Annotated in this window: 25 protein-coding genes; 10 read left to right on the top strand and 15 right to left on the bottom strand. The window is 60.4% G+C overall.

All coding sequences use genetic code 11. The features are described from left to right. Nucleotides 1-25: 25 nt before the first annotated feature. Together V8J82_RS04915 and V8J82_RS04910 are read right to left on the bottom strand one after the other, a co-directional pair. On the bottom strand, nt 26-1,051 hold the full coding sequence (locus tag V8J82_RS04915) for a permease (protein WP_339972738.1): 1,026 nt from the start codon (nt 1,049-1,051) through the stop codon (nt 26-28). Beyond that, nucleotides 1,044-1,370, bottom strand: coding sequence for an ArsR/SmtB family transcription factor (locus tag V8J82_RS04910; RefSeq protein ID WP_339972736.1), 327 nt, complete (start codon nt 1,368-1,370; stop codon nt 1,044-1,046). The genes V8J82_RS04915 and V8J82_RS04910 overlap by 8 nt, the downstream gene beginning before the upstream one ends. A gap of 76 nt (nt 1,371-1,446) precedes the next feature. Between V8J82_RS04910 and V8J82_RS04905 the strand changes: the two genes are divergently transcribed. Together V8J82_RS04905 and V8J82_RS04900 are read left to right on the top strand one after the other, a co-directional pair. After that, a complete protein-coding gene (locus tag V8J82_RS04905; protein WP_339972734.1) occupies nt 1,447-2,043 on the top strand; it encodes a uracil-DNA glycosylase family protein in 597 nt (198 codons plus the stop codon). Next, entirely contained in the window at nt 2,040-2,813 is a 774-nt protein-coding gene (locus V8J82_RS04900) for an SseB family protein (RefSeq protein WP_339972732.1), read from the top strand. The genes V8J82_RS04905 and V8J82_RS04900 overlap by 4 nt, the downstream gene beginning before the upstream one ends. Here V8J82_RS04900 and V8J82_RS04895 read toward each other — a convergent pair. From V8J82_RS04895 to V8J82_RS04855, 9 genes are all read right to left on the bottom strand, one after another. Continuing rightward, nucleotides 2,810-3,751, bottom strand: coding sequence for a 2-hydroxyacid dehydrogenase (locus V8J82_RS04895; protein WP_339972729.1), 942 nt, complete (start codon nt 3,749-3,751; stop codon nt 2,810-2,812). The genes V8J82_RS04900 and V8J82_RS04895 overlap by 4 nt on opposite strands. Before the next feature lie 59 nt (nt 3,752-3,810). Further along, a complete protein-coding gene (gene rodA, locus V8J82_RS04890) occupies nt 3,811-4,950 on the bottom strand; it encodes a rod shape-determining protein RodA (protein WP_339972727.1) in 1,140 nt (379 codons plus the stop codon). A gap of 12 nt (nt 4,951-4,962) precedes the next feature. Then, complete coding sequence (gene mrdA / locus V8J82_RS04885) at nt 4,963-6,912, bottom strand: penicillin-binding protein 2 (RefSeq protein WP_339972725.1); 1,950 nt, start codon at nt 6,910-6,912, stop codon at nt 4,963-4,965. Between the two features lie 15 nt (nt 6,913-6,927). Next, complete coding sequence (locus V8J82_RS04880; protein ID WP_339972723.1) at nt 6,928-7,455, bottom strand: rod shape-determining protein MreD; 528 nt, start codon at nt 7,453-7,455, stop codon at nt 6,928-6,930. Next, complete coding sequence (gene mreC / locus V8J82_RS04875) at nt 7,452-8,405, bottom strand: rod shape-determining protein MreC (RefSeq protein ID WP_339972721.1); 954 nt, start codon at nt 8,403-8,405, stop codon at nt 7,452-7,454. The genes V8J82_RS04880 and mreC overlap by 4 nt, the downstream gene beginning before the upstream one ends. Before the next feature lie 27 nt (nt 8,406-8,432). Then, nucleotides 8,433-9,473, bottom strand: coding sequence for a rod shape-determining protein (locus V8J82_RS04870; RefSeq protein WP_339972719.1), 1,041 nt, complete (start codon nt 9,471-9,473; stop codon nt 8,433-8,435). 164 nt (nt 9,474-9,637) lie between these two features. Then, entirely contained in the window at nt 9,638-10,345 is a 708-nt protein-coding gene (locus V8J82_RS04865; protein WP_339972717.1) for a hypothetical protein, read from the bottom strand. A gap of 52 nt (nt 10,346-10,397) precedes the next feature. Beyond that, nucleotides 10,398-11,960, bottom strand: coding sequence for a 2-isopropylmalate synthase (locus V8J82_RS04860; RefSeq protein WP_339972715.1), 1,563 nt, complete (start codon nt 11,958-11,960; stop codon nt 10,398-10,400). 234 nt (nt 11,961-12,194) lie between these two features. Further along, nucleotides 12,195-12,842 carry a histidine phosphatase family protein gene (locus tag V8J82_RS04855; protein ID WP_339972713.1) on the bottom strand — a complete coding sequence of 216 codons (648 nt, stop codon included), beginning with the start codon at nt 12,840-12,842 and terminating at the stop codon, nt 12,195-12,197. A gap of 93 nt (nt 12,843-12,935) precedes the next feature. Between V8J82_RS04855 and V8J82_RS04850 the strand changes: the two genes are divergently transcribed. Genes V8J82_RS04850 through V8J82_RS04840 form a run of 3 tightly spaced genes read left to right on the top strand, consistent with a single transcriptional unit; the run spans nt 12,936 to nt 15,617 of the window. Beyond that, nucleotides 12,936-13,598 (top strand): SDR family NAD(P)-dependent oxidoreductase, encoded by a 663-nt coding sequence (locus V8J82_RS04850; RefSeq protein ID WP_339972711.1) that lies wholly within the window; start codon nt 12,936-12,938, stop codon nt 13,596-13,598. Next, complete coding sequence (locus V8J82_RS04845) at nt 13,595-15,121, top strand: cryptochrome/photolyase family protein (protein ID WP_339972709.1); 1,527 nt, start codon at nt 13,595-13,597, stop codon at nt 15,119-15,121. Before V8J82_RS04850 ends, V8J82_RS04845 begins: the two co-directional genes overlap by 4 nt. 22 nt (nt 15,122-15,143) lie before the next feature. Continuing rightward, complete coding sequence (locus V8J82_RS04840) at nt 15,144-15,617, top strand: DUF1801 domain-containing protein (protein ID WP_339972707.1); 474 nt, start codon at nt 15,144-15,146, stop codon at nt 15,615-15,617. On the opposite strand, the gene V8J82_RS04835 is transcribed toward V8J82_RS04840, so the two are convergent. Next, nucleotides 15,614-16,714 carry a PAS domain-containing sensor histidine kinase gene (locus V8J82_RS04835; RefSeq protein WP_339972705.1) on the bottom strand — a complete coding sequence of 367 codons (1,101 nt, stop codon included), beginning with the start codon at nt 16,712-16,714 and terminating at the stop codon, nt 15,614-15,616. The two genes, V8J82_RS04840 and V8J82_RS04835, sit on opposite strands and share 4 nt — an antisense overlap. A gap of 124 nt (nt 16,715-16,838) precedes the next feature. After that, nucleotides 16,839-17,267: a metallopeptidase family protein gene (locus tag V8J82_RS04830; protein ID WP_339972703.1), complete on the bottom strand. Its 429-nt coding sequence runs from the start codon at nt 17,265-17,267 to the stop codon at nt 16,839-16,841. A gap of 45 nt (nt 17,268-17,312) precedes the next feature. Here V8J82_RS04830 and gltX point away from each other — a divergent pair, with 45 nt between their 5' ends. From gltX to V8J82_RS04815, 3 genes are all read left to right on the top strand, one after another. Next, entirely contained in the window at nt 17,313-18,638 is a 1,326-nt protein-coding gene (gltX, locus tag V8J82_RS04825) for a glutamate--tRNA ligase (RefSeq protein WP_339972701.1), read from the top strand. A gap of 108 nt (nt 18,639-18,746) precedes the next feature. Further along, nucleotides 18,747-19,100: a mannan-binding lectin gene (locus tag V8J82_RS04820; protein WP_339972699.1), complete on the top strand. Its 354-nt coding sequence runs from the start codon at nt 18,747-18,749 to the stop codon at nt 19,098-19,100. Between the two features lie 181 nt (nt 19,101-19,281). After that, nucleotides 19,282-20,670 (top strand): MATE family efflux transporter, encoded by a 1,389-nt coding sequence (locus V8J82_RS04815; protein ID WP_339972697.1) that lies wholly within the window; start codon nt 19,282-19,284, stop codon nt 20,668-20,670. On the opposite strand, the gene dacB is transcribed toward V8J82_RS04815, so the two are convergent. After that, nucleotides 20,667-22,163, bottom strand: a complete 1,497-nt coding sequence (gene dacB, locus V8J82_RS04810) for a D-alanyl-D-alanine carboxypeptidase/D-alanyl-D-alanine endopeptidase (RefSeq protein WP_339972695.1) — start codon at nt 22,161-22,163, stop codon at nt 20,667-20,669. The genes V8J82_RS04815 and dacB overlap by 4 nt on opposite strands. Nucleotides 22,164-22,325: 162 nt before the next feature. Between dacB and V8J82_RS04805 the strand changes: the two genes are divergently transcribed. Then, nucleotides 22,326-23,171: a DMT family transporter gene (locus tag V8J82_RS04805; RefSeq protein ID WP_339972693.1), complete on the top strand. Its 846-nt coding sequence runs from the start codon at nt 22,326-22,328 to the stop codon at nt 23,169-23,171. Here the strand turns inward: V8J82_RS04805 and V8J82_RS04800 are convergent, their stop codons facing one another. Next, on the bottom strand, nt 23,172-23,777 hold the full coding sequence (locus tag V8J82_RS04800; protein WP_339972690.1) for a nicotinate-nucleotide adenylyltransferase: 606 nt from the start codon (nt 23,775-23,777) through the stop codon (nt 23,172-23,174). Between the two features lie 246 nt (nt 23,778-24,023). Between V8J82_RS04800 and V8J82_RS04795 the strand changes: the two genes are divergently transcribed. Further along, nucleotides 24,024-26,012, top strand: a complete 1,989-nt coding sequence (locus V8J82_RS04795; protein ID WP_339972688.1) for a putative bifunctional diguanylate cyclase/phosphodiesterase — start codon at nt 24,024-24,026, stop codon at nt 26,010-26,012. Nucleotides 26,013-26,033: the final 21 nt, after the last annotated feature.

The raw sequence follows: 26,033 nt of genomic DNA, 5'->3' as shown, positions 1-26,033 counted from the left end.
CGGAAGCTCGGTGCTGCCGTCAGGATTAGGCGATAAGCGCCCAGACCAACCCTGCGATGATCGCGCCGCTCAGCGCCAGAGCGAGATAGGCGATGAAGACCCGTGGTTTCACGAGCGCCCATACGGCGACTGCGGCTGGTATGCAGCTGACACCGCCCGCAATCACGAAGGACATCGCTGCGCCGGGGCTCATCCCTTGCTCCAGTAGACCCGCGATCAACGGCACCGCGGCATAGCCGTTCAAGTATGCCGGTGCGCCCACAAGGGCTCCGATGATGATTGGGCCAATACCCTCGCCGCCTACAACCTGAGCGATCAATTCTGCCGGGACATAGCCGATCAGAAGGCTTTGCAGCAGATAGGCCAGCAGCAACCATTTGCCGAGGAACACCAAATTGTCCCAGGCGGCTTGCCCAAAGATCTGCCGCCGCTCGCGCTCTTGCCAGAACCGCCAGTGCAATGTCTGTTTCTTGGCGCCACAGCAACCGCCTACCTTGGGTTGAGCGCGCAGCGGGTCGGCAAAGACGGGCGAGCGTGCGAACGCCATCACAACCGCCCCGCCGAACACCCCGAGCGCGACCGCAGCCAGCGTCTTGGCAATGGCAAAATCGAACCCCAAGCCGCCCGCAGTGATTGCAAACATCGCCGGATCCATCAGGGGTGAGGCGAGCCAAAATGCCATCACGGCAGACAAAGGCGCGCCCGCGGCGAGCAAAGCTGCGATGAACGGGATCACTTCGCAGGAACAGAATGGCGACAGGCCACCGGCGAGCGCGCCCACCACGATCATCCGTGCCTCGCGTCCGGCAAAGGCGCCGTCCAACAAGCGTTCGGACCCTGTGGCTTTCATGAAGCCAATCGCAAAGACCGCGAATAGGATAAACGGCAGCGTGCTGCCGAAATGTTCGGCGGTCTCTTGCAGTGTTGGGATCACGGCGGGGCGATCAAACACCGCGAGGATTGCGACGATGGCGACAAAGGTCAGCGCGACCTTGTCGACCCGAGCCCAGAGGTTCGGCAGCAGGTGGGGCGAAAGCGTTTGATCAGCCAAGGTGACCTCCATGATCTGCGCAACATTCTTCGATCAGAAACGCCGAAAGCGCTTCGACCGCATCATGATCGATCCGTGAAAGGATCCGACGCCCGTCGCGCCATTGTTCGACCAGTCCAGCCGAGACAAGTTGTTTCAGGTGATGCGTCAATACCGATCCGGTGACGCCCACATCCGCGCCCAACGCGCCCATTGGCAGGCCCGTCGGCCCGGCGCGGACCAGGCGCCGAACAATGGCGAGGCGCTGTTCGGATCCGAGGGCGGCGAAGGCCGTTGCGGCGCGGGTAAGTTCGGGGAGCGTAAGCGGCTTCTGTTCCATGATTCTATATTTATAGAAATAACGAAACGTCGTCCAGCCCTTTTCGTCACGGATGCACGATGTAAGTTATGTCGCCATGGAAAACGCCCTCCGCCTCGCCGCTGATCTGCGCAATTGTACCCTGTGTGCTGACAGGTTTGCTGCGACAGTGACGCGGCACCGGCCCAACCCTGTCGTCTGGTTCAAACCGGGCGCGCGTATGCTGATTGCAAGCCAAGCGCCCGGTCTGCGCGTGCACGAGGCCAATACGCCCTTCTGGGACCGCAGCGGCACACGCCTGCGGGATTGGATGGGCGTGGATGAGGCGACATTCTATGACCGTGATCGGATCGCCATCCTGCCCATGGCGTTCTGCTTTCCGGGCTATGATGCGAGTGGGTCCGACCTTCCGCCGCCGAAGATCTGCGCCCAGACCTGGCGCGCCCCGCTGCTTGACGCGTTGGGCCAGGTGCGTTTGACCTTGCTTGTCGGCGGATACGCGCAGGCTTGGCATCTGGGTGGGCGCGAAAGTGTCACCGCGCGTGTCGCCGCTTGGCGCGACCATGCGCCTACGGTCATCCCCTTGCCTCACCCGTCTTGGCGCAATACCGCTTGGCTCAAACGCAATCCGTGGTTCGAGGCCGAGCTTTTGCCAGTTCTCCGCGCCCGTATCTTCGAGGTCCTGAACTCGTGACGCCGCTCGACCAAGCCCATGCCGCGATGCAGGCCGCGCCAGACGATACTCAGGCAAGGTTGGCCTGGTTTGACCGCCTCTCCGCCAGCGAATTGTTTCTGATGCTCACCGCCGAAGCAACGGAAGACAGCGTGACGCCCGAGATCTTTGCAGTGGACGGCGCGCAATTGGTGCTGGCCTTTGATCGTGAAGATCGACTGGCCGAGTTCGCGGGCGGCAGCGTGCCTTATGTGGCGCTCTCGGGCCGCGCTATGGCGCAGATGTTGGCGGGTGCGGATCTTGGGCTAGCCGTTAATTTGGGGACCGGGGCCGAGATGGTCTTGGAGCATGAGGCCATCCTCTGGTTGGCGCAGACACTGGCCGAGAGGCCCGAAGAAATCGACGCCCACCCAGATGAGCTTTTGCCGCCCAAAGGCCTTCCCGATACGCTGCTGATGACGTTAGATACGCGTTTGGCTGCAGCCGAAGGGCGTGCGCGTTTGGCCTATCTGGTGGCCACACGAACGGATGGGGCCGGGCAAAGTCACCTGCTGGCCTTCGTAGACCCAGTGCCCGGTGCCGATGGTGCACTGGCGCAATTGGTGCGGGAGGCGCTGGCCTTCTCTGGACTTGATGCGGCAACGCTGGATGTGGGCTTCTTCCGATCCGCCGATCCGATTTGCGCAAAACTTGCAAAGGTTGGGCTGCGGTTCGATCTGCCGGTTCCCGCGATGCCAGAGCCGCCTAAAGCGCCGGGCAGTGACCCCAATACACCGCCGCGACTGCGCTAGTAGCCAAGGCTCCGATCCACCAGATGCAGGAACGGCAAGCCTGCTTCGCCCCGGCGGATGTTCTCGGCCACCACCTGCGTCGCTGTGTCTGGGCGCGTCTCAGACGCAATGTGGGGGGTGACCGTCACATTCGGATGCGCCCAATAGGGGTGATCGACCGGCAAGGGCTCGACGCGGAACACGTCCAGCGTGGCATGGCCAATATGCCCTCCATCCAGTGCATCCAATAGCGCGTCATCATCGATCAGCGGGCCGCGTCCCGGATTGATTAGCACGGCACCTTTGGGCATCTGCGCCAGGCGGACTGCATCAAACAAATTCGTGGTCGCAGGTGTATCGGGCAAGAGCAAAATCGAGATATCGGCGCGGCCCAGAACCTCTTGGAAGCCTTCGGACCCGGCGTGGCAGATCACGCCGTCCAGGACCTTTGGAGATCGAGCCCAGCCGTGGACATCAAACCCCAATCCGACCAAAGCCTGAGCCACCGCAGCCCCAAGTACGCCCAGCCCGAACACCACAACAGATCGATCCCGAGCCAGCGGAGGGATAACATCATTCCGCCAAACACCATCTTGATTGCGGATATGCGCATCCATCCCAAGATGGTGACGCAGCACATGGCCAACGCACCATTCGACCATGCCGTCGGTTAACCCGCTATCGACCATACGCGCGAGGGGCACTGTTAGGGTCTGATTGCCGACCACCGCTTCGACCCCCGCCCACAGATTCAACACGGCCTTCAGGCGGGTATATGGTGTGAAGTCCTGGATCTCGGAATTTGGCGCATAGACGATGTAGTCGACATCTTTTGGCTCATCGGTGAGCGTCAGGCCAGTGTCAGAGATACCCGCATTGATCAGCGCTTTGCGCAGCGGCGCTTCATAGGTCACCCACCGCTCGGGCTTGGCAGCAAACAGGATGACTGGGTCAGACATGGCAGGCTCCTAAAGGTGCGATGTGACCTGCGCCTAACAAAGCCGCCGCCAAAGATCCATTACCGTGGGCGGTGGATATGGGCCGATTGCACCAGCCCAAAGGCCACCATCAACACCAGCATGGCCGAACCGCCATAGCTGACAAGTGGCAAGGGCACGCCAACCACCGGCGCCAGACCCATCACCATCGCCATGTTCACCCCGAAGTAGAGGAAAAAGGTAACGGCGATCCCCATCACAAGCAGCGATGCGAACCGGTCCCGCGCCAGATAAGCGGTGGCGCAACAGAATAGCAGGATCAGCACATACAGAACGAGCAAGGAGGCCGCGCCGACAAATCCAAATTCTTCGGCCAAGGTCGGAAAGATGAAGTCGGTATGACTTTCAGGCAGGAAGTCTCCGCGAATCTGGGTGCCCTGCAAAAATCCGCGTCCTGTCCATCCACCCGATCCAAGGGCGATCTGACTTTGCGTGATATGGTAGCCATCCCCCAAGGGATCGCTGGAGGGATTCAAGAATGTATCGATCCGGTCATACTGGTATTCGGCCAAAAGCGCCCAGCTGGTCCCGCGCCCCATCAAGACCGCAGTAACCGCACCAACGCCAAGGGCGATCACGGTTACGAAATACAGCCAATGCGTACCCGCCAAAAAGAGGACGGCCCCGCCACCCATCATGATCAAAAGGGATGTCCCAAGGTCCGGCTGGATCACGGTCAGCCCAACCGGCAGGCCGATCAACGCAAGCGGGATCGCCACGAAGATCGGGTTGGACACTTTTTCAAGGTCGAGCCAGTCGTAATAAGCCGCGAGGATCATCACCACGGTGATCTTGGCCATCTCCGAGGGTTGCAGTCGCATGAACCCCAGATCGATCCAGCGCTGCGCGCCACCGCCACTCGCCCCGAAGAATTCCACATAAAGCAACAGCAGGATCGAGACGATATAGGCCAGAACGGACATATTGCGCCAGAACCAGATCGGCACCAGCGCGACACAGATCATCAGTGAAAAGCCAATCGAGAACCGTTCGATCTGGGTCCCTGCCCAGGGCGTGAAAGATCCGCCTGCCACCGAATACAACATCAGAAAGCCGACGCAGGCGACCGCGGCCAGCAACATCGCAAGTGCCCAGTTCAGGTGCAGGATCTTGCGCCATCCGGTCGGCGTGGATTTGACGCTATACTCAAGATAACTCATGGGTGCACTCCGTCAGGCTTGGCCCGGCTCGCGCCCGGTGGGCGTCGGCGGTGTCTCAAGGATCGGGATGCGGTTATGCATCGCCTCAATATCGCGCCGCTGACTGACAGGGTACAGGTCAGGCGGGGGGACCTCGCCAATCTGTGCGCGGAGCAAGACATCGCGCCCGATTGGGGCGGCTGCCGTCGATCCGCCGCCACCATGTTCCACCAAGACGGAGACCGCATAGCGCGGTGCGTCATAGGGGGCGAAGCCGACATAGAGCGCATGATCGCGCCGTTCCCAAGGCAGATCTTCGTTGCGGATCACCCCGGCGGCGCGCTCGGCGGCCGTGATATTGCGCACCTGACTGGTCCCGGTTTTGCCCGCGATGCGGAATTCGTCACCCATAGTGCGGCTGCCGAAGGCCGTGCCCCGACGGTCATTGTTCACCCGCCACATCCCCTCATGGATCAAGCGCAAGTGATCCGGGTCGATACCCAATGACGGCGCCGGGGTGGCGGTTTGCGGGACGCCGTTCAAAGACCGGATTAGCTTGGGTTCGACCGACCGCCCGGATGCGATCCGGGCCGTCATGACCGCCAGGTGCAGCGGAGATGCCAGCACGAAGCCCTGACCGATCGACGCATTCAAAGTATCGCCGACGACCCAATCCTGTCCGAAACGACGCCGTTTCCAATCCATCGTCGGCGCCAGCCCCGCCGCGATACTGGAGAGCGGCAGATCATGGCGCACGCCGCAGCCCAACCGCTCGGCCATGGCGGAAATGTTCGCAATGCCGACCCGTTGAGCGAGATCGTAGTAGTAGACATCGCAGGACTGGCTGATGCTTTCCAGCAGATCCATGCGTCCATGTCCGCCGCGCCGCCAGCAGTGAAAGCGCCGGTTGCCAACCTCGACCGATCCACCGCAGCGGATGGTCTCATCGGCATCGATAAAGCCGCCCTCCAATGCGGCCAGAGCCACGATCATCTTATAAGTCGATCCCGGCGGATAGAGCCCCTGTGTCGCCTTGTTGGCCAAGGGTCGGTAGGGATCATTCAAAAGACCGTTGTAGATCCGCGCCGAAAGCGGACGGGTGAACAGACTTGGATCATAGGTCGGGGAGGAGGCCAGCGCCAGCACCTCACCCGATTGGCAATCCATCACCACCGCGCCGGCACTTTCGCCGCTGAGCCGTGCCTCGACGTAGTTCTGCAACCCGGCATCGACTGTGAGCTGCACGTCGCTGCCCGCGGTGGCAGGCATGCGATCAAGCTCCCGCATCACGCGCCCGCTGGCATTCACCTCAACCCGACGCGTTCCGGCAGTGCCGCGCAACACATCCTCCATCGCCTGTTCGACATTCAGAAGCCCGACCTGGAAATCGGGAATGCTGAGGACAGGGTCGTTGTCACCTGTGCGGTCGACATAATTCTCGGGCACGTTGCGCACGTAGCCCACGACATGGGCGAAATCCGCGCCCATTGGATAGGCGCGGGTCAAGCCAACTTCCGGCGTGACGCCGGGCAAGACGGGGGCATTGACCGCGACAGCCGACATCTCCTCCCAACTCAGGCGATCCGCGATGGTCACGGGTACCCAGGGGCGCACGTTGAAAATCTCGGCGCGGGTCCGCTCCAGCGCGACCAGGTCCAGATTGACCAGATCCGTCAGGCGGTCCAACACCGCATCCACATCGCCCGCATCCTCGCGAACCAGGGTGATACGATAATTCTGCTCGTTCCCAGCAACCAGAACCCCTGCGCGGTCGAAGATCAGTCCACGTTCCGGCGGCAGCAATCGAATCGAGATCCGATTGTCCTCGGCCAAGAGCCGAAAATCCTCGGCTCGGGTGACCTGCAGATACCGCATGCGCCCCGCTAGCGTGGCGGCGGCCCCCACAAAGACCCCACCCAGAACAAGGCTCCGGCGCGTGATCTGACGCGCACTTTCCTCGATTTCACGGGGGGTTTTCTTCATCGGTCGGACAAGTCCCTACAGGCTTTCAAGTTCGGCAGGCCCCAGTTTGCGCAGCCGAAAAACGAATTTCGATGCCACAACGACCGCCGGATAGACCGCAGCGGTGACAATGCCGTGCACGAGGGTAAAGCCTAGCGGGTCGGTATCTGCAAGCAAGACCCACATGGCCATTTGGTTCAACAGGACCATCCCCATAATCGCCATAGTCGCGGCGCCCCATTCCACCAGAAACGGGAACTCCGTCATGGTCAAACGGCGGCGACGCAGGCTCTCAGATGCCAAGATGACCAATAGGGTCCAAAGACCGGGCGGGCGGTGAAACAGGAAATCGGCCAGCAAGAAGATGCCCAGCAAAACGCCAAGGGGAACAATTGCGGGTTGGCGCACGATCCACGTAAAGGCAAATGCCACCAGCAGGTCAGGTCCAGGTAGCCTTGCACCGCCCAGATTGAGCGGCAACAATTTGAGCGTCATCAACGCCAGGCACAGCACAACAAACAGCGCGCGGTAGCCCCAAACATGTTGAGCGGAGAGCGCACTCATTGCGCTGTCTCCGGGGTGCCGGGTGCTGTCGCCCGCGCGGCGTTATCGGGCACCAGCGCGCCATTCTCATCCAGGATCAAGCCGGGTGGGGGCCAAGGCGGACCGATCAAATCACCCGTATCCTCCAGCGTGGTGCCGGGATGGCTGCGCATCACGCGCAAGAAGTTCAGCCGCACGATGTCGGCCGACATCCGGACGCGCAATTCCCCATCCGAAGTGATCACGACCTGACCAACCAATAAGCCCGGCGGAAACAATCCACCATCACCCGAAGTCACCACGCGGTCACCCGGTGCCACGTCTTCTGCATCTTCGACGAACTGCAACAGGGGATTTGCGGTGTTGTCGCCTTCCAGCAGGGCTTGCTGGCCCGAGGGCCGGATTGTTACAGGGATGCGGCTGGCCGCATCTGTCAGCAGCAAAACGCGCGCCGTTCTGTCGCCCACACCGGCGATGCGGCCCACGACCCCCAGCCCATCCATCGTGGCCCACCCGTCCAGGATCCCATCCCGAGCGCCTACATTCAAAAGGACCGAGCGTCGGAATGGCGAGCCGCTATCGGCCATCACGATGCCGGTCACAAAGGTCAATTCGGGGTCAAGCTGCACCCGATTCAAATCCAGCAGGCGCGCGTTTTCCTGTTCCAGCTGCAACGCCGCCTCGCGCCAGGCGCGCATCTGCTGAAGCTCACGGCGGAGTTCCTGGTTCTGCTCGAACAGGCGGTTATAACTTTGGAAATCCTCGAATATGCGGCCCAGCCCGGTGACCGGTGCCATCGCCCATTCCATATTCGGCACATAGCGGTCGATAATCGCGGCGCGGATGCGTTCGACGCGCGGGTTGTCGATCCGCCAAATCAAGACAAGCGTGATCAGAAACAGGATGATGACCGCCAACAGCAATCGCCGGACGGGCCTGGAATAGGTGTCATCATAGCTGTCCCGGGCCATCGGATGCCTCTCGGGTTTTGGCTTGGATTAGCTGTCGTAATCTATCGCATGGCGGAGGAGATTCTCATACTCCAATGCCTTGCCGGTTCCGAGAGCCACACAATTCAGGCTTTCATCGGCGACGGAAATCGCAAGCCCGGTCTGTTCCCGTAAGGCCAGATCCAACTCACCCAATAGGGCGCCGCCGCCCGTCAGCATCACGCCGCGATCCACAATATCCGCCGCTAGATCCGGCGGCGTAGCCTCCAGGGCGCCCATCACGGCCTCGCAGATCGTCTGCACCGGCTCTGCCAGCGCCTCAGCCACCTGAGCCTGGCTGATCTCGGTTTCTTTCGGCACGCCGTTCAGAAGATCGCGCCCGCGAATGCGCATGGATGCTCCACGCCCATCGTCCGGCATTCGCGCCGTCCCGATGGAGGTCTTGATCCGCTCCGCTGTCGATTCCCCAATCAGCAGGTTATGTTGGCGCCGCAGATAGGAAATGATTGCTTCATCCATCCGGTCACCACCAACCCGAACCGAGCGGGCATAGACGATATCGGCCAGTGACAGAACGGCCACCTCGGTCGTCCCGCCGCCGATATCCACGACCATCGAACCGGTCGGATCGGTGATCGGCATCCCCGCCCCGATGGCCGCCGCGATAGGCTCTGCGATCAGGCCTGCCTTCCGCGCGCCTGCACCCAGAACCGATTGGCGAATGGCGCGTTTTTCGACAGGCGTGGCGCCATGGGGCACACAGACGATGATCTTGGGCTTCGAGAAGGTCGTGCGCTTGTGAACCTTGCGGATGAAGTGCTTGATCATCTCTTCGGCCACGTCGAAGTCGGCAATGACGCCGTCGCGCATGGGTCGGATCGCCTGAATGCTGCCGGGCGTCCGCCCCAGCATCAACTTGGCATCCTCGCCAAAGGCCAGCGCCTTCTTCACGCCGTCCTTGACCTGGTAGGCCACCACCGACGGCTCGTTCAGGATCACCCCGCGCCCACGCACGTAAACAAGCGTATTCGCCGTGCCCAAATCGATCGCCATGTCGGAGGAGAAGAGGTTGCCAAGAAATCCGGCCATAGGCACGCAGTCCGATTCGTCAATTCAAAAAGGGGCCTCCCCTTCACGAGGACGCCCACCCGAGACTCGGCATATAGACGTTAGCCCCCTTGTGCCGCAAGGGGGCGGGGCCGGGCGCATCGGCGCAGGGCCGCTACTCCGATTGGAAGAAGTTCGCGGATCAGTCAGGTGGGACAGTGCACACTCCACCAAATGTCGGTTCTGTCGGAATCGGGTTCAGGCTCGAACCGAAGCCTTGATTTCGACCAAACCCAACAACCGCTTCGACCCTCTACAAGCAGCACTGCATGGTAGGTGAGCATTTCCCGCAAAGGCCCTCCCGCGTTAATGCGAGTATCCTCTCCCAGATCGAGGCCGCGCAGATCGCGCCAATGCGTAGGGTGTTCGTAGGTCTCATGGTCTCCGATCAGAATCCGATACGGCGCGCCTTCAGCAATACTCAGGGCCGAACGGTTGACAGAAAAGTATGACACAAGGGACCAACCCGCGATTGCCAGAACTGCGCCAAGGGAGATCATTGTCAGGATTGAGTAGTTCGCGGCGCGGAAGCGCAAGCTCTCTCCCATGAAGATTAATCCCGCCAATACGCAGATCAGATAGAGCAATTGCCTGAGTTGCGCGGCGTCAGTATCCATAAAGGCAATTGGAAAGAACCCAAGGAAAGTTGCTGGCAGTAGCGCAAACAGCGCAATCCATCTGGCGGCGGGCCAGCCGTGCCCCGGAAGCGCGCAAAGAAAAAACCCCAAAGGAAATGAATAGGCGAACAGTAGGTTTCCCAAAACGGATAGGAAAATGAGGCCCGCCTCGGCGCTACCGACGTAATCCGGCACCGGCCACAGGTGTTCCTGACGAAGGATGCCGAACCAGATCAACGAAAGCGATATGAGAGGCACCCAATAAATGGGTGCCCCGAGCGCCTTGAGCCTAGCCGACATCCTTATAGGAGACCTCTCTGACGTCCCCACCGGTCTTCTCGCGACGGACGATCAGGCGGTTAAGGGCGTTCACATAGGCTTTCACCGAGGCCACAACCGTATCGGTATCTGCGGATTGGCCAGTGGCGATGCGGCCGTCTTCCTCAATCCGCACGGTCACGGTCGCTTGTGCGTCCATACCCTCGGTCACGGCGCTCACCTGATAGAGCTGCAACGCCGCCTCATTGGGGAATAGGGCTTTGACGGCGTTAAAGGCCGCATCCACAGGGCCGTCGCCCTGAGCCGTCGCCTGACAGTCGGTTTCGCCCACGCGCAGAGTAATATCGGCCGATTGCGGAGCCTCGGTCCCGCAGATCACGCGCAAGAACTTTACCTCCAGATGGCCTTCTCCGTCGCTGCCTGCGTCGGTGACCAAGGCGATCAGATCATCGTCGAACACTTCTTTCTTACGGTCCGCCAGCGCTTTGTAGCGCACAAAGAGATCGTTCAGCTGGTTGTCGCCCATGTCAAAGCCCAGATCCTTCAGCTTTGAGCGCAACGCGGCGCGGCCCGAATGCTTACCCATGACGATATTTGTCTCGGTTAAGCCCACATCTTCGGGGCGCATGATCTCGAACGTATCGGCGCTTTTCAGCATCCCGTCCTGGTGAATGCCGCTCTCATGCGCGAAGGCGTTCTTGCCGACGATGGCCTTGTTAGGCTGCACGTTGAAACCCGACACGGTTGCCACGCGGCGGCTGAGATGCATGATCTTCGTGGTGTCGATGCCGGTCGTGTACGGCATGATGTCATGGCGCGTTTTCATCGCCATCACAACCTCTTCCAAGGCCGTGTTGCCCGCCCGTTCCCCCAGCCCGTTGATCGTGCATTCGATCTGGCGTGCGCCGCCAGCCACTGCGGCCAGGCTGTTTGCCGTAGCCATGCCCAGATCATTGTGGCAATGGGTGGCGAAGACGATGTCGGCGGCGCCGGGAACCTCGGCGATCAAACGCCGGATGAGATCGGCGCTTTCGACCGGCGCAGTATATCCGCACGTATCGGGGATGTTGATCGTGGTGGCCCCGGCCTTGATAGCGATCTCAACTACACGCGCCAGGTAGTCCCACTCCGTCCGCGTCGCATCCATCGGGCTCCACTGCACGTTGTCACACAGATTGCGCGCATGGGTGACCGTTTCATGGATGCGGCCGGCCATCTCGTCCATCGTCAGATTGGGAATGGCGCGATGCTGAGGCGAGGTGCCTATAAACGTATGGATACGCGGGGATTTGGCGTGCTGGATCGCCTCCCAACAGCGGTCGATATCCTTGAAGTTCGCGCGCGCCAACCCGCAAATCGTGGCATTCGCGGCGTTCTTTGCGATGTCTGAAACGGCCGCAAAATCGCCTTCGCTGGCGATGGGGAAGCCTGCTTCGATGATATCGACCCCCATCTCATCGAGCAGGCCGGCAATTTCCAGCTTTTCATCATGGCTCATCGTCGCGCCTGGCGATTGCTCGCCATCGCGCAAGGTGGTGTCGAAGATAACGACGCGGTTTGGGTCGGTTTTCATGTCATAATCCTTAGCTGATCTGGGTGTCTCCGGCGCTATCCCTCCCCTGAGCGGTCGCGCCGAATGGCACGCTCAGAGGCGGCTAAGGAGGAGAAGACCAAACAGCGGCAGGCGCGCGAGACGCGCGTCAGGTGCCGGGATATGAACTGGCTTGGTCATAGTGCGGACAATACGCATCGGGGCGCATTTGAAAACCCCCAATTGGGTCAATGACGCTGTCACTTAGGGGCTGCGTCACACCCACGTCCGGCAGGTCTCACGATCCGATGCCTGAAGATGCGGGATCGCGTTGAAAGAGGTCAGGAACGTGCCCTCGGGCACGACGCGAAAGCGATGGATCGACGAATTGTAGATCGGCAGCAAAACCTGCGCGAGGCGATCTGCATCCAAGCCCAACGCAATCCGCATCGACATGGCGATCACGCCGCCTGATGTCACACATACGACGCGTCGGCCGGGTGTGGCAGCTTCGGCCAGCACTGTCGCGATGCGCGCCTCGAACGCGGCAAAGGCCTCGGATCCGTTGATTTCCTGCGCGTGCCAAGCGCGGAAGGTTTGCGGTACGTGATGTGCGAAATCCTGTTCGGATGCGGGCTGCGGCACGCCATGGGTGATTTCGATGTCGCGAGCGAGCGCGAAGTAATCGAGTTCGTTCAATCGGGCATCCTCGGTCACGCCGTTCAATCCCATACCCGATGCGGTTTCGCGATGGCGGCGCATCGTCCCGCTATAAGTGACATCAAAATCAGCCTCATTGGCGCGGAACCATTCGCCCAGCCAACCCGCTTGGGTGTGCCCAAGCGCGGACAGGCGATCATATTCTTCTTCGGTTTGGGCGCCGGAATTGGCCTGCCCATGCCGTACCAAAATCAATTCGCCCATATGTTCGCCCTCCGTTCTATTGGGTGATGGCATGGGTTGGTCGTGGCCTGCAAGCGGTTGACGTAATCGGCGCGCGGCTTAGCTGCCGGGGTCATGGAAAGAGCACTGATTATCGGAGAGAGCGGCGGCATCGGCGCAGCCATGGCCAAGGCGCTGAGGGCGCGGGGCGCCGAGGTTACCGGCCTGTCGCGGCGCAAAAACGGACTGGACGTGACGGATAAAACTAGCGTCGTGCGCGTTTTCGGAGAATTGGACGACGCGTTCGACCGCGTGATCATTGCAACCGGTATTCTCGCGCCTTCCGACGGTGCGCCAGAAAAGACACTCGACGCGATTGACGCCGATGCAATGGCGCAGGTTTTCGCCGTGAATGCGATTGGCCCGGCATTGATCCTGGCACAATTGCCCCGCCTTTTGCCGCGAGACAGGCGGAGTGTTGTGGGGGTCTTGACGGCGCGCGTGGGCTCGATCGGGGATAACCGCATGGGCGGGTGGTATTCCTATCGCGCCGCAAAGGCGGCGGCGAACCAGATCACGCATGGCGCAGCGATAGAATTGGGGCGCAAGCGCAAACAGGCCATCGTGGTGGCGTTGCATCCCGGCACGGTCGCGACCCCGTTCACGTCAGGCTACCCCGCGCACAAGAAGGTGCCCGCGACCGAGGCCGCCGCAAATCTGTTGGGCGTACTCGATGACCTGAGACCCGACCAATCGGGTGGCTTTTTCGACTATTCCGGCGCGGAGGTGCCCTGGTGAAACCGCGTATCATCCTGATCCTGGGCGATCAGCTCTCGCCCGATATCGCCGCCCTGCGCGAGGCCGACAAAACGCGTGACATCGTGTTGATGGCGGAGGTCGCGGATGAGGCCGGCTATGTGCCCCATCACCCCAAGAAAATCGCGTTCCTGTTCGCGGCAATGCGCAAATTCGCGGCAAACCTTGAGGCGGATGGCTGGCGGATGCGCTACACCAAGCTGGATGATCCCGACAATGCGGGCTCGATTTCCGGTGAAATCCTGCGCGTCTGTGAGGCAACCTCCGCCGAAGAATGCTTCGCCACCGAGCCTGGGGAATTCCGTCTGATCACGGCCCTGGAAGAGATGCCCATCCCGGTGCATCAGTTTCCCGACGATAGGTTCCTGTGCTCTCATGCCGAATTCGACGCCTGGGCCGAGGGCCGCAAAGAACTGCGAATGGAGTATTTCTATCGCGAGATGCGCCGTAAGACCGGTCTTCTTATGGATGGCGACAAGCCCGAGGGCGGCAAGTGGAACTACGACCATGACAACCGCAAACCGCCGCCCGGCTCTATCGACACGGCTCCGATGCATTTCACGCCGGATGATGTCGTGGAAGAGGTGCTGGATCTGGTCGCGGCCCGGTTCGACAACAATTTTGGCGATCTACGCCCGTTTTGGTTCGCCACGGATATTGGCCAGGCCCGCCGCGCGCTGTCACACTTCATTAGCCATGCGCTGCCGCAATTTGGCGATTATCAGGATGCGATGATGGGGGGCGAAAAATTCCTCTATCACTCGATCCTGTCGATGTATCTGAACGCCGGACTGCTGACTTGGCACGAAATTTGTGAGGCTGCCGCCGAGGCCTATGCCAAAGGAACTGCCCCTCTGAACGCGGTGGAAGGTTTCATTCGCCAGATCATCGGGTGGCGCGAATACATGCGCGGGATCTATTTCCGTGAGGGTCCCGATTATACGCAGCGCAATGTTTTGGGCCATGATCGTGCGCTGCCGGAATTTTATTGGGACGGCCAGACGCAGATGGCTTGCATGGCTTCCGCCATCGACCAGACCCGGGAAGAGGCTTACGCGCATCACATCCAGCGCCTTATGGTCACGGGCAATTTTGCCCTTTTGGCCGGGATCGATCCCCACGCCGTTCACGAATGGTATCTGGCGGTCTATGCCGATGCCTATGAGTGGGTCGAGGCGCCCAATGTGATCGGGATGAGTCAATTTGCCGATGGCGGCATCGTCGGCTCAAAGCCCTATGTGTCAGGCGGCAATTACATCAATAAGATGTCGGATTACTGCAAGGGCTGCCGCTACGATGTGAAGGTCAAGACAGGTGAGGATGGGTGTCCGTTCAACTACCTGTACTGGGCGTTCCTGCACCGTCATCGCGACCGGTTCGGAAAAAACCCGAGAATGGCGCAGATGTACCGCACATGGATGCGCATGTCCGATGAAAAGAGGTCCGACACGATCGACAGCGCCGAGGCATTTCTGTCGCGCATGTCGGCCGGAGAGCGTGTCTGACATCGGTGTTTGGGCGCGCTGCATGATCCGTGATACGCTATGGCATCCTGGAGAGGACGGCATGGCGCATTCGCAAAACAAGACCCAGGCCGGCGATGGCGATGTATCGGCATTTCTGGCATCTGTAGAGCATCCGACGCGGCGCGCCGATAGCTTGCTTCTGGACAAGGTGTTTCGCGAGGTGACCGGATTTGTCCCAAAGATATGGGGCGATGCGATGATTGGCTATGGTTCCTATGACTACGTCTACGAATCCGGTCGCTCGGGGCGTTTTCTAGCCACAGGATTCAGCCCCAGAAAAGCGAACTTGTCGCTGTACATTATGCCGGGATATCAAGATTTCGGCGATATCCTCTCGCGCTTAGGAAAGCACAAGACCGGGGCCTCTTGCGTCTACATCAACAAGTTGGCGGATGTGGATCTGGATGTCGTGCAGGAATTGGTGGCTGCCGGACTGGCGCGATTGCAACAGATCTGGTCCGTAACGCCCAGCTAACCGATGATGCGACCTGGTAAGGTCATGCAGAAACGCGCTCCGTGCAGGCCGCCTTCCGATGGGTCATGCATGATTTCGATGGAGCCGCCATGACTGCTCAGAAGGTTCGAGATCGATTTCAACCCAAAGCCATGACCGTCACCGCGCGACTCAGCTGCCTGGCTCAGGTCGTGCACCGTGGTGCCGGGCGGCACGCCGGGGCCGTCGTCAGAGACCTCCATGACGATCATACCAGGGCGAGCAGATGGTGTGACCTGGATGGAAATTGCTGATTTGCAGTACCGGGCCGCGTTGGAGACCAGATTGCGAATACACATCTGAACCACGACTTTGTCGCATTCGACGATCTGCTGCGGGATCTCGATATCCATCTGCATCTCAGGATCAACCATCGCCGCGATATCTGCGCAAAGCCGTCCAAGATCCACGCGGTCGCCTTGCGTCGAGGCTTGTTTGAACTGGCGCCCTCGCTCTAGCGTGGCTGAGATCTGTTCGAGCGCCTCATCGACCGTCTTTGCGCACAGGCTGAGAAGTTCCGCCTTGCCGTCGCCCATATCGCTGAAGCCATCCAGCACCAAGTCGATCAACGCGGAAACCGTCGCAAGCGGGCTGCGCGCATCATGGGCTGCCATGGTCGAGAACAACTTGATCTCATCCAGCCGTGCATTCAGATCAGCTATCATCTCGGCATTGGCGAATTCTTTTTGCTTTCGATCGGTGATGCTGACGGCCAGACCCAGCACGATCTGCCCTTCGAACCCAAACGGTTTGGAGAGTGTCGTTTCCCACCAGGTCTCACGCCCATCGATGATGACACATTCTTCGTAAGAGACGGGATCATCGCTGTTCAGGCATTCCCAGTAATTGGCTTCCAACTTGGCCGCCGTGCGTGCGTTGAACAGGTTGCTTGGCGTTTCGCCCGCCATGATTGAGCTGTCAAACCCGGCGATACGCCCCAATGCGCCGTTCGCATGGACGTATTCCAATCGCGTGTCATCTGTTCGGCGTAAGACGAACATCGGCAGATCAATATCATTGATCCAGACCATAAGGCGTGACAACGCCTGATCCTGAGGATCGGCCACCATGTAACTCATTTGATCTCGTCCCAACACAAGCTCAATAACTAACTCATACGAGGTTTAAGAAAAGTTCCTTAACGTAAAGTTTCTAAAACTGGAAAAACATCTCGGGTTGTCCGGATGCGACCAGATCGGCATATCACCGCCACCATTCATCGACCTGCGCGATATCTGCATCGGACCAGCCAAAGTGATGTGCGAACTCGTGAACCAGTACATGGGTTACCAGCTCGCCCAAACTGACGTTGCCACGATCAGCCCATTCATCCAGGATCGGACGTCGGAACAACCAGATCGTATCAGGCCCGTCGGGCTGATCCATCACCGATTTTTGGGTCAGTGGGATGCCGTCATAGAGCCCGGTCAAGGCGAAACCATCCTCGATCTCAAGATCCCTCAACATCGCAGGATCGGGAAAGTCCTCGACACGGATCAAAACCTGGCTGGCTGGGTCTGCCCATGGGGGCGGAAGGGCTGCACGTGCGGAATAGGCCAGCGCTTCCAGCGCTCCAAGGTCCGGTGCGGTCAGGTCGGCGATCTCCATGGTCTCGATATGGACAAAAGCCATGCCACATGAAAGAGGAAGATCCGCAATCCACCAAAGGTGAATACCATGTCTGTCGTCACCCGTTTCGCGCCGTCGCCCACCGGTTACCTGCATATCGGCAACCTGCGCGCGGCGCTGTTCAACTTCCTGATCGCCCGCAAGGCCGGTGGACAATTCATCTTGCGGCTGGACGACACAGATCCGGAGCGTTCGACGACGGAATATGCCGATGCGATCCAGACAGATCTGGAATGGTTGGGCTTTGAATGGGACCGCGTCGAACGGCAATCGGACCGGCTGGACCTATATGCCGCTGCCGCGGATGAGTTGCGCGATAAGGGTCGGTTTTACGAGGCGTGGGAAACCCCGACCGAATTGGATCTCAAGCGTAAGAAACAGCTCAATATGGGCCAGCCGCCGGTCTATGACCGGGCCGCGCTAGCGCTGGATGCGGCTGCAAAAGACGCTTTGCGGACCGAGCGGGGGCAGGGGGTCTGGCGGTTCAAACTCGATCACGAGCGAATTGAATGGACAGACGGGATCTTGGGCGATCTCAGCATCGATGCGGCGTCGGTCAGTGACCCGGTGCTGATCCGCGCCGACGGGCAGGTGCTTTATACTATCGCGTCGGTCGTCGATGATACCGATATGGGTGTGACCCACGTGGTGCGCGGATCCGACCATGTGACGAATACTGCGACGCAGATCCAGATCATGGCTGCGCTGGGCCACGATCACCCGCACTTTGCGCACCATTCTCTGCTGACCGGTCCGGCCGGTGAGGCGCTGTCCAAGCGGTTGGGGACGCTCAGCCTGCGGGATCTGCGCGGCCAGGGGATGGAGCCGATGGCGTTGCTCAGCCATATGGCGCGCATCGGATCTTCCCAGCCCGTGATGCTGGCCGGATCGATGGATGAGCTGGCGGAGGGGTTCGACTTGGACCACTTTGGCTCGGCACCCACGAAATTCGATATCGACGACGTGTGGCCGCTGTCGGCTCGGGTGATCCACGAGATGCCCTTGGAGGCCGTAGCAGATGAGGTTGCCGCGTTGGGTGTGCCGCAGGATCTGGCGCCCGCCTTTTGGGACGTCGCGCGGGCCAATATCGGGACGCGAGCTGAGATGGCCGACTGGTGGCAGCTGTTTCGCGACGGCGGATCAGCCCTGGTCGATGACGAAGATCGGGATTTTGTGGCAGAGGCCTTCGCGATGTTGCCGGACCCGCCCTATAGCGCCGAGACTTGGAGCCATTGGACAAACGCCGTCAAAGAGGCGACCGGCCGTAAGGGGAAGGGCCTGTTCATGCCGCTCCGCAAAGCGGTAACAGGGCGTGAACGTGGTCCGGAAATGGCGGATGTGATGCGCCTGTTGCAGGTCAAACCTCAGCTTTAGCGCTCATGCGGTAGCAGGGTTCGCGAGGGTCGGGAAAACCCTGCGAGACAGTAGGCCGTCGGTTGGACTATGGTCGGGCGCATAACCCCTTTTCGCCCGGAGCCTGTTTTGAGCCGTTTTGTTTTTCTCCTCGCCGCCGCACTTACCTTGCCCGGAGCCAGCCAAGCCCAAGTGGCCATCGAAGCTGGCCCAATCTGGAACCAAGGCCATGCGGATCAAGTTTGCCCCGCCATCGCGGCGTCGCGCGGGGGAAGCTGGACGGGCCAATGGTGGACGACTATTCCCAATGAGATGTCTGTCTGCCAGATCCGTGTTGCACGAGCCGTTGAGGCAGGGCCGATCTGGAACCAAGGCCACGCCAACCAAGTTTGCCCCGCCATCGCGGCTTCGCGCGGGGGAAGCTGGACGGGTCAGTGGTGGACAACAATCCCGAACCAGATGTCGGTCTGCGAGATCCAGTAGCGCAAGCTTCGGTCGTGGGCACGGGCCAGGGGCCTCGGCGCGTGCTCGGGCACTGACGGGCCCTTGCGCCCCGCGACCGACCCGGCGCCCTCGCAAAGCTCGGGCGTGCGCAGGGTAGCAGGTTGTGGTTCTGTTCAGGATATCGCTGGCGATCTGTGGGGCGCCGTGCGAGGCATAGGGCATGGCGCAATCCCAAGCTGTTTTCTTAAAAGGATCTCCGTTCCGGCACATCACGGTGATGTCGTTAACCTCTTCGCTTGGTCTGATGGCAGTCTTCCTGGTCGATTTCGTCGATATGATCTTCATCTCGATGCTCGGCAAAGCGGAACTTGCCGCCGCGGTCGGATATGCCGGGGCAATCCTGTTCTTCACCTCATCCTTCGGGATCGGCATGGCCATTGCCGGTGGGGCTTTGGTGGCGCGGGCTCTGGGCGAAGGCGACGTGGCGCTGGCCCGGCGCAGGTCCAGCACCACCTTGGCCTTTGGCGTTGTCTTTGGGGTGCTGTTCGCGGCATTGGTCTGGGTGAACCTACCGGCTTTGGTCGGCCTATTGGGGGCAGGGGACACGACCCGCGATCTGGCCGTCGGATACCTTCAGATCATCGTGCCGTCTTTGCCGCTGCTGTTGGTTGGGATGGTTGGCGGCGCCATCTTGCGTGCCTATGGCGATGCGCGGCGGTCGATGATGGTCACCATTGTGGGCGGGGTGGTGAACGCGATCCTCGACCCGATCCTGATCTTTGGCTTCGACTTGGAATTGACGGGGGCCGCGCTGGCCTCGGTTGCAGCTCGGATTGCTATCGGAGTGATGGCGATCCTCCCGATCTTGCGTCACCATGGCGGTCTGGCGCGCCCGACGCTACAGGATTTGCGGTTGGATCTGAGTCCGATACTGGCGCTTGCCGGTCCGGCGATCCTGACGCAACTGGCCACACCTGTGGGCCAAGCCTATGTCACACGGTCCATGGCCAGCCATGGGGAGGAGGCCGTGGCCGGTATGGCCATCGTGGCGCGCCTGACACCGGTCGCCTTTGGCGTTCTCTTTGCTCTCTCGGGCGCAGTCGGCCCGATTGTGGGTCAAAACTTCGGCGCAGGACAACTCAACCGTGTGCGCCGCACCTACTGGGATGCGCTGATCTTCACCGGCATCGTTGTCCTGTCCGTCTCGGCAATTCTATTCGTTCTGCGCGGCCCAATTGCCGATCTCTTCGGTGCCACCGGATCGGCGCGTGAGCTTGTCTTTCTGTTCTGCGGCCCGCTAGCGCTGCTGTTCTTCTTCAACGGTATGATCTTCGTGTCGAATGCCAGCTTCAACAATCTGGGCCACCCGTTCACCTCGACCTGGGTGAATTGGGGGCGGCATACATTGGGCACGATCCCGTTCGTAATCATCTTTTCAGCCTGGCTCGGTGCCGAAGGCGTGTTAATCGGGCAGGCGGTCGGTGGAGTGGCCTTTGGCATCCTGTCCTATGTGCTGGTGCAACGGGTGATGGACGCCCCCAAGCGGTCCGAAGCGGAGCCCTTCGCCCCCCATATCCGCCTGATGCAATTGTTCCACGCCCGCCGCTAAAGGCCGCTAGGTGAGGTGTAGACGGCGCCCCAACGTTCGATCAGCGCCTGTTGCAGGCGTTTGGCGGCGCGGTTGTAACTGCGCGCGCCCGGCGGGCGTTCGGTTTGTTCCGGCGGGATTGCCGCGCGTCGATCAAGATCGGCACAGAAGATGGCGAATGCCAGATCGCGCCCTCCGGGGATCCGAGCATATCCTGCAAGCGTTGACACAAAGTTCAGCGTGCCGGTCTTGGCGACAACATCTATCGGATGATTGGGCACCGGGCTGCCAGCGCTATCGTACATCGGAATGTCTTTCATCAACTCGCGCAGCAACCCACTCGGCCCTGCATTGACCAGTGCTTGGGTCATATCCTGCGGACGGATCCGGCTACCGACACCCAGGCCCGAATGATCCACGAAAGTGGCATTGCGCGCGCCCAATGTGTCGCGCATCCAGGCGCCCATCGCCTCGCCTGACTCGGGCAAACTCCCGGGAATGACGCCACCTGCCTGCGTCGCCAAGAGCCCCACAACTTCGGCAGTCAGGTTGGTCGACCATCGCATCATGCCGCGCAAAATGTCCTCTAGTTCAGGAGAGCTGTGCTCCACCAAAACCAGTGCCGTTTCCGGTGCGGCATCGGTAAAATCCGGGCTGTCCAGCGACACGCCACGGTCGCGCATTAAGGTCTGGAACACATCAGCCATATAGGCGGCGGGGCGGCGTACCGGAAGCCATCTGCTGCCTGAATTGCCAAGCGCACCACGGGCCACCGTCCAGGCATCGTGGTCTTCGCTGTCTGTATAGGTGTAGACGGGCACCGAGCGTTCTTCTATCCGCATTCGCGAAACACGCACCGCAGGCCTTAAACTGGCCGAGCGTGCGTCCATCGAAATCGTGTATCCCTCGCCTTGACGCTCCCACTCGAAATGGACGCGGTTGAAATTCAGGTTTAGCGCGGAGATCGACGGATTGTAGCCCGCATAGGGCTGTTGTGCCGGATCGATCTGCCAAATCTCGGGCAGCGCGCCGGTGGCGACGCGGAAGCGACCGGTGACTTCGCGCAGGCCAAGTTCAGCCAAGCCGTCGACCAACTCCGCCAGGGCGTCGGTGTCGAAGATCGGATCGCCAGAGCCCACAAGCCATAGATCGCCATCCAACCGACCGTCGGCCAGAACACCGTCCGACACCAAGCGTGTCCGGAACCGGTGGGCGGGGCCTAAGCGGTCCAGCGCATATGCGCAACTGATCGCCTTGGCCACGGAAGCCGGTGGCAATGGGTATAGCGGCGCGCCGACCTCCAGCATTTCTCCGGTAGCGGCATCGGCGACGGCAAAACCCACACGGCCGCCCAAATTGGCTTCTGCAATGATATCAGCGGCCTCGTCGATGGTGCGGGCGAGGAAGCCGTTGGGTCGGATGACAGGGCGCAGGGACCGTTCGGGCGCCGCCGCCCAGGCCGATGTCGCGGTGCTTGCCAATAGCCCGCCAAGGAAGAAACGCTTGGAAATCATTCTGATCAAATAACGGCCCGTGGGTGGGCTTAGCCTAGCGCGGAGGCGTCTGCGGGCTCAACCCCTGATCCCAAGGCGATAGGGCCCAACGGGCCGCGGTCACAGTCTTTTGTTGGACAGGGCGGGCTTTCCCTTTTCAGCAACGCGGCGTATGGGCCAGCCATGGACAAAAGTACGCTGCGCGCATTGCCCTTGATGATGGTGGCCATGGCCTTGATCCCCGCAGGCGATACGGCGGGCAAGTTGCTGACATCGGGCCATGGCGCGGCGCCGGTGTTTGTCGCCTGGAGCCGGTTTGGCCTCGGTGCTTTGCTGATTGCACCCTTTGCCTTGCGCGTCATGCCGCTGTCTTTGTTCGCCGATTGGCGCATTTGGGCGCGGGCACTGTTGCTGGTGGCGGGGATTACATCGATCCTGACAGCGCTTCAGACGGAACCGATTGCGAATGTGTTCGGGGCATTCTTCGTCGGACCAATCCTGTCGTGGGCGCTTTCCGTCTGGCTCTTGCGAGAGCCGTTTTCGGGGACCCGTTTGATGCTGATCACGATGGGATTCGTCGGCGTCCTGTTGGTCGTCAAGCCTGGCTTCGGCATGACGCCGGGCATTGGCTTCGCCGTCCTCGCCGGTATCTGCTACGGGATTTATCTGGTGATGAACCGATGGATCGCCGAACTGGCCCGCCCGCGTGGTTTGCTGATGTCGCAATTGTCTATCGGTGCGCTGGTCCTTGCTGTTCCCGGGTCTGTGGCAATCCCACCGATGAATGCAGAAATTGCTTTGTTGACGCTCGTCTCGGCAGCGGCTTCGATGTTGGGCAACTTTCTGTTGATCATCGCGTATCGCCAGGCCGAGGCCAGCCGCATGGCGCCGTTTGTCTACACGCAGTTGATCTGGGCCACTGTGCTGGGGTTGCTGGTCTTCGGTGCAATCCCCGACACGCTCGCGTTGCTGGGTTTGGGCTTGTTGCTGGCATCGGGTCTTGCGTCGCTGTTCGAGCGTCGTGCCTAGCTAGGCACCGTCCCAATCGCCGCGGGCGCGAATGTCGCTGCTGGAAATATTTAACATAGGAACGTTCAAAAAGCACCAGGCGGGTGCTTGACGCCGACCCAGCCCATGGGCGGCTGAGGCCGGGATCTTCCAATCGCGAAACCGCTGGGCAGCGATGCTGGTTCGGGCCGAGATGCGTTGACCTGGCCGCGCCAGAACGCCCACGGGCACGGTGCGCATGATCCAATCCCAGCGCTGCCATTTGTGGAACTGTGCCAGATTGTCAGCACCCATCAACCACACGAACCGAACGCCGGGATAGGCCGCGATAAGCGCCTCGATCGTCGCACCTGTGTATCGTGTACCCAAACGGGCCTCCAGATCGGTGACCTCGATCCGAGGATGCTGTACCAGGGCGCGCGCAGCCGCAACGCGCCTTGCCAACGGCGCAGGCCCGCGAGATTTCAAAGGATTGCCCGGGCTGACCAGCCACCATACACGATCGAGTCCGAAACGCTTCAGCGCTTCCCGGCTGACATGGACATGACCCGCATGGGGTGGATCGAAGGATCCGCCGAACAGACCGATAACCTGACCGGGCTGGGCATGGGGCAAGTTATGGCGCACCGAACCCTCCCTCGCATGGCCGTTCAGCAGCGGCGTTGATGGGGGTCGTCGGCGGCGCTGTCAAATGAAACCGGTCGCGATCCTGGTGATGCTCTGCGGTGTCGTTTGCAAAACGAAACACACGCGGCGGGTGCATTTTCTTGCAATTCTCTAAATTCCTCCAAAAAGTTGAGAGGCTTCGCGCGGGAAAATTAAGAATCCATTTGGGTAATGGCCGTAGCGTGCGCACGTAGCAGTGTTATGGCGATGAGTGACTTGGCGGTGCCAACGTATGTTTTTGCTTCTCTGGGCGATCTGTCCCTGGTGCTCGATTTTGGTCGTCTAAGCTCCCTGTTCGTTGCAGAGGCCCTGTTGGGTCTGCTTTTGCTTATCTCGCTTGCTGTACTTCAGCGCCGCATCAGGATTTCCCGGCAAAAGGCAGGGAAGCTTGCTGAGGCGCGACAGGAATTGGAAACGCTGTCGGCGCAAGAGGCGGTTTGGCGCCAAGTGGCCGAACACGCGAATGACGGTCTGGTCTACCAAGATATGGAGGCACGGATTTTATGGGCAAATCCCGCCTATTGCAGGATCATGGGGCGCACGCTTGAGGAAATTGTGGGCCGTCGTCCGCAGGAATTTTGCTTCCCGCCCGAAGTTCGCCCGAGCGACGAAGAAATCAACTCGTTCGTCCACGATCCCGACAGCTACGAGTTTCACAATCTCGTCCGACGTCCCAATATCCGCAAGAACGGCGAACGGTTTTGGCACGAATTCAATCTGTCGGTGGTGGAGCCACGACCGGGCGAACAGCGGGTCATCCTGGTCTCACGCGATGTCACCCAGCAGGTGCGTCGCGAGCAGGAGCTTGAACGCGCCCGGGCCGATCTGCATCAGGCCGCGCATCAAGACGCGCTGACGGGGCTCAGCAATCGGATCGCTTTTCTGAAGGCAACGGATGCGATCCTGCGCCATCAACGGCCCCATGTCGGGCAAATTGGTCTGCTCTACATCGATCTCGACCACTTCAAGGCAGTGAATGACAGTCACGGCCACGCCGCCGGGGATCGGTTGCTATGTCACGTGGCGGATGCGATCCGCGCTTCGATTGGCGATGGCGACCTGGCCTGCAGGATGGGAGGGGATGAATTCGTCATCGCCTGCCCAGGTGTCACCGATTTCGATGCGTTGCAAATCCTTGCCGATAACTTACTAGAACGCATTCGCGAGCCCATTCCCTGGTCGGACCTGATGCTGAATTGCGGCGCATCGATCGGCGTTGCCCTCAGCAAAGACACTGACACCAATGCCGAAGACCTTATCCGTTTGGCCGATTTTGCGCTCTACGAGGCGAAGGCGCCCGGCGCCGCCCATGTTGCGCGTTACGATGCGGATCTGCATGCCAGACAGGAGGTTGAAAACGCAAAGCTGGAAGAGTTTGTGAGTGCGCTGGACAACGATGGCATCGATTTCCTTTACCAACCCATCTTGGACGCCCGCACAGGACGGATCAGATCGGTTGAGGCGCTGGCCCGTTGGACAAGGCCCAATGGCGAGGTCGTCAGCCCCGATAGGTTCTTGCCCTACGCATCGCGTTTGAACCGGCTGGCCGATGTGGATTTTGCTGCAATTCGCGCCGTGACCTCTTTAGTATCTGAATTGCATGGTCGCGGTCATCGCATTCGCGGCGCGTTCAACACGTCCTCGGACGCGTTGGCGCACCCTGATTTCATGGATGCGCTCGACCGGGTTGTCTATGACGCGAAGCTCAGTCCTCACTGGCTGGTCGCCGAAGTGCTGGAGACAACCTTCTTTGGACCAGACACCACCAATTCCGCTGCCGCGGCGCGCATAAATGAGCTACGTGAACACGGTTTTTCGGTTTATCTGGATGATTTCGGGGTTGGCTATGCCGGGCTTGCCCATCTCAGCCAATTGAATGTCAGTGGCGTGAAGCTGGATCGTAGCCTGATCGCCAACGTGAACAACGACCGCAGCGTAAGGATCATTACCTCTTCCATTCTGCGCCTTTGCGATGAGTTGGGGGTCGGTACGCTGGCGGAGGGGGTCGAGGATGCGGCGCAGGCCGATTTCCTGGTCGAACATGGATGTTTCCGCCTACAAGGCTTTGGTATTGCGCGACCCATGGCCCGGTCCGATGTGATTTCGATGATCGAAGCCGACGCTCAGATCGAGATTGCGCCCAGGCAGAAATCGGTGGATCACGCGCCGCCGATTTCGCTGGTCGCTTCCGCCTGAATCTGCCCTGTCCGAGGGCGA

This window comes from Gymnodinialimonas mytili (genome assembly GCF_037544085.1).
In the GTDB taxonomy this organism is placed as follows: Bacteria; Pseudomonadota; Alphaproteobacteria; order Rhodobacterales; family Rhodobacteraceae; genus Gymnodinialimonas; species Gymnodinialimonas mytili.
This window is presented reverse-complemented; position numbering and strand designations above follow the sequence as displayed.

What these genes read in the sequence shown, in the direction of transcription:
- V8J82_RS04910 (WP_339972736.1), bottom strand. Translation starts at nt 1,370, where the DNA reads ATGGAACAGAAGCCGCTTACGCTCCCCGAACTTACCCGCGCCGCAACG.
- V8J82_RS04905 (WP_339972734.1), top strand. Translation starts at nt 1,447, where the DNA reads ATGGAAAACGCCCTCCGCCTCGCCGCTGATCTGCGCAATTGTACCCTG.
- V8J82_RS04895 (WP_339972729.1), bottom strand. Translation starts at nt 3,751, where the DNA reads ATGTCTGACCCAGTCATCCTGTTTGCTGCCAAGCCCGAGCGGTGGGTG.
- rodA (WP_339972727.1), bottom strand. Translation starts at nt 4,950, where the DNA reads ATGAGTTATCTTGAGTATAGCGTCAAATCCACGCCGACCGGATGGCGC.
- mrdA (WP_339972725.1), bottom strand. Translation starts at nt 6,912, where the DNA reads ATGAAGAAAACCCCCCGTGAAATCGAGGAAAGTGCGCGTCAGATCACG.
- V8J82_RS04880 (WP_339972723.1), bottom strand. Translation starts at nt 7,455, where the DNA reads ATGAGTGCGCTCTCCGCTCAACATGTTTGGGGCTACCGCGCGCTGTTT.
- mreC (WP_339972721.1), bottom strand. Translation starts at nt 8,405, where the DNA reads ATGGCCCGGGACAGCTATGATGACACCTATTCCAGGCCCGTCCGGCGA.
- V8J82_RS04870 (WP_339972719.1), bottom strand. Translation starts at nt 9,473, where the DNA reads ATGGCCGGATTTCTTGGCAACCTCTTCTCCTCCGACATGGCGATCGAT.
- V8J82_RS04860 (WP_339972715.1), bottom strand. Translation starts at nt 11,960, where the DNA reads ATGAAAACCGACCCAAACCGCGTCGTTATCTTCGACACCACCTTGCGC.
- V8J82_RS04855 (WP_339972713.1), bottom strand. Translation starts at nt 12,842, where the DNA reads ATGGGCGAATTGATTTTGGTACGGCATGGGCAGGCCAATTCCGGCGCC.
- V8J82_RS04850 (WP_339972711.1), top strand. Translation starts at nt 12,936, where the DNA reads ATGGAAAGAGCACTGATTATCGGAGAGAGCGGCGGCATCGGCGCAGCC.
- V8J82_RS04840 (WP_339972707.1), top strand. Translation starts at nt 15,144, where the DNA reads ATGATCCGTGATACGCTATGGCATCCTGGAGAGGACGGCATGGCGCAT.
- V8J82_RS04835 (WP_339972705.1), bottom strand. Translation starts at nt 16,714, where the DNA reads ATGAGTTACATGGTGGCCGATCCTCAGGATCAGGCGTTGTCACGCCTT.
- V8J82_RS04830 (WP_339972703.1), bottom strand. Translation starts at nt 17,267, where the DNA reads ATGGCTTTTGTCCATATCGAGACCATGGAGATCGCCGACCTGACCGCA.
- gltX (WP_339972701.1), top strand. Translation starts at nt 17,313, where the DNA reads ATGTCTGTCGTCACCCGTTTCGCGCCGTCGCCCACCGGTTACCTGCAT.
- V8J82_RS04815 (WP_339972697.1), top strand. Translation starts at nt 19,282, where the DNA reads ATGGCGCAATCCCAAGCTGTTTTCTTAAAAGGATCTCCGTTCCGGCAC.
- dacB (WP_339972695.1), bottom strand. Translation starts at nt 22,163, where the DNA reads ATGATTTCCAAGCGTTTCTTCCTTGGCGGGCTATTGGCAAGCACCGCG.
- V8J82_RS04805 (WP_339972693.1), top strand. Translation starts at nt 22,326, where the DNA reads ATGGACAAAAGTACGCTGCGCGCATTGCCCTTGATGATGGTGGCCATG.
- V8J82_RS04795 (WP_339972688.1), top strand. Translation starts at nt 24,024, where the DNA reads ATGAGTGACTTGGCGGTGCCAACGTATGTTTTTGCTTCTCTGGGCGAT.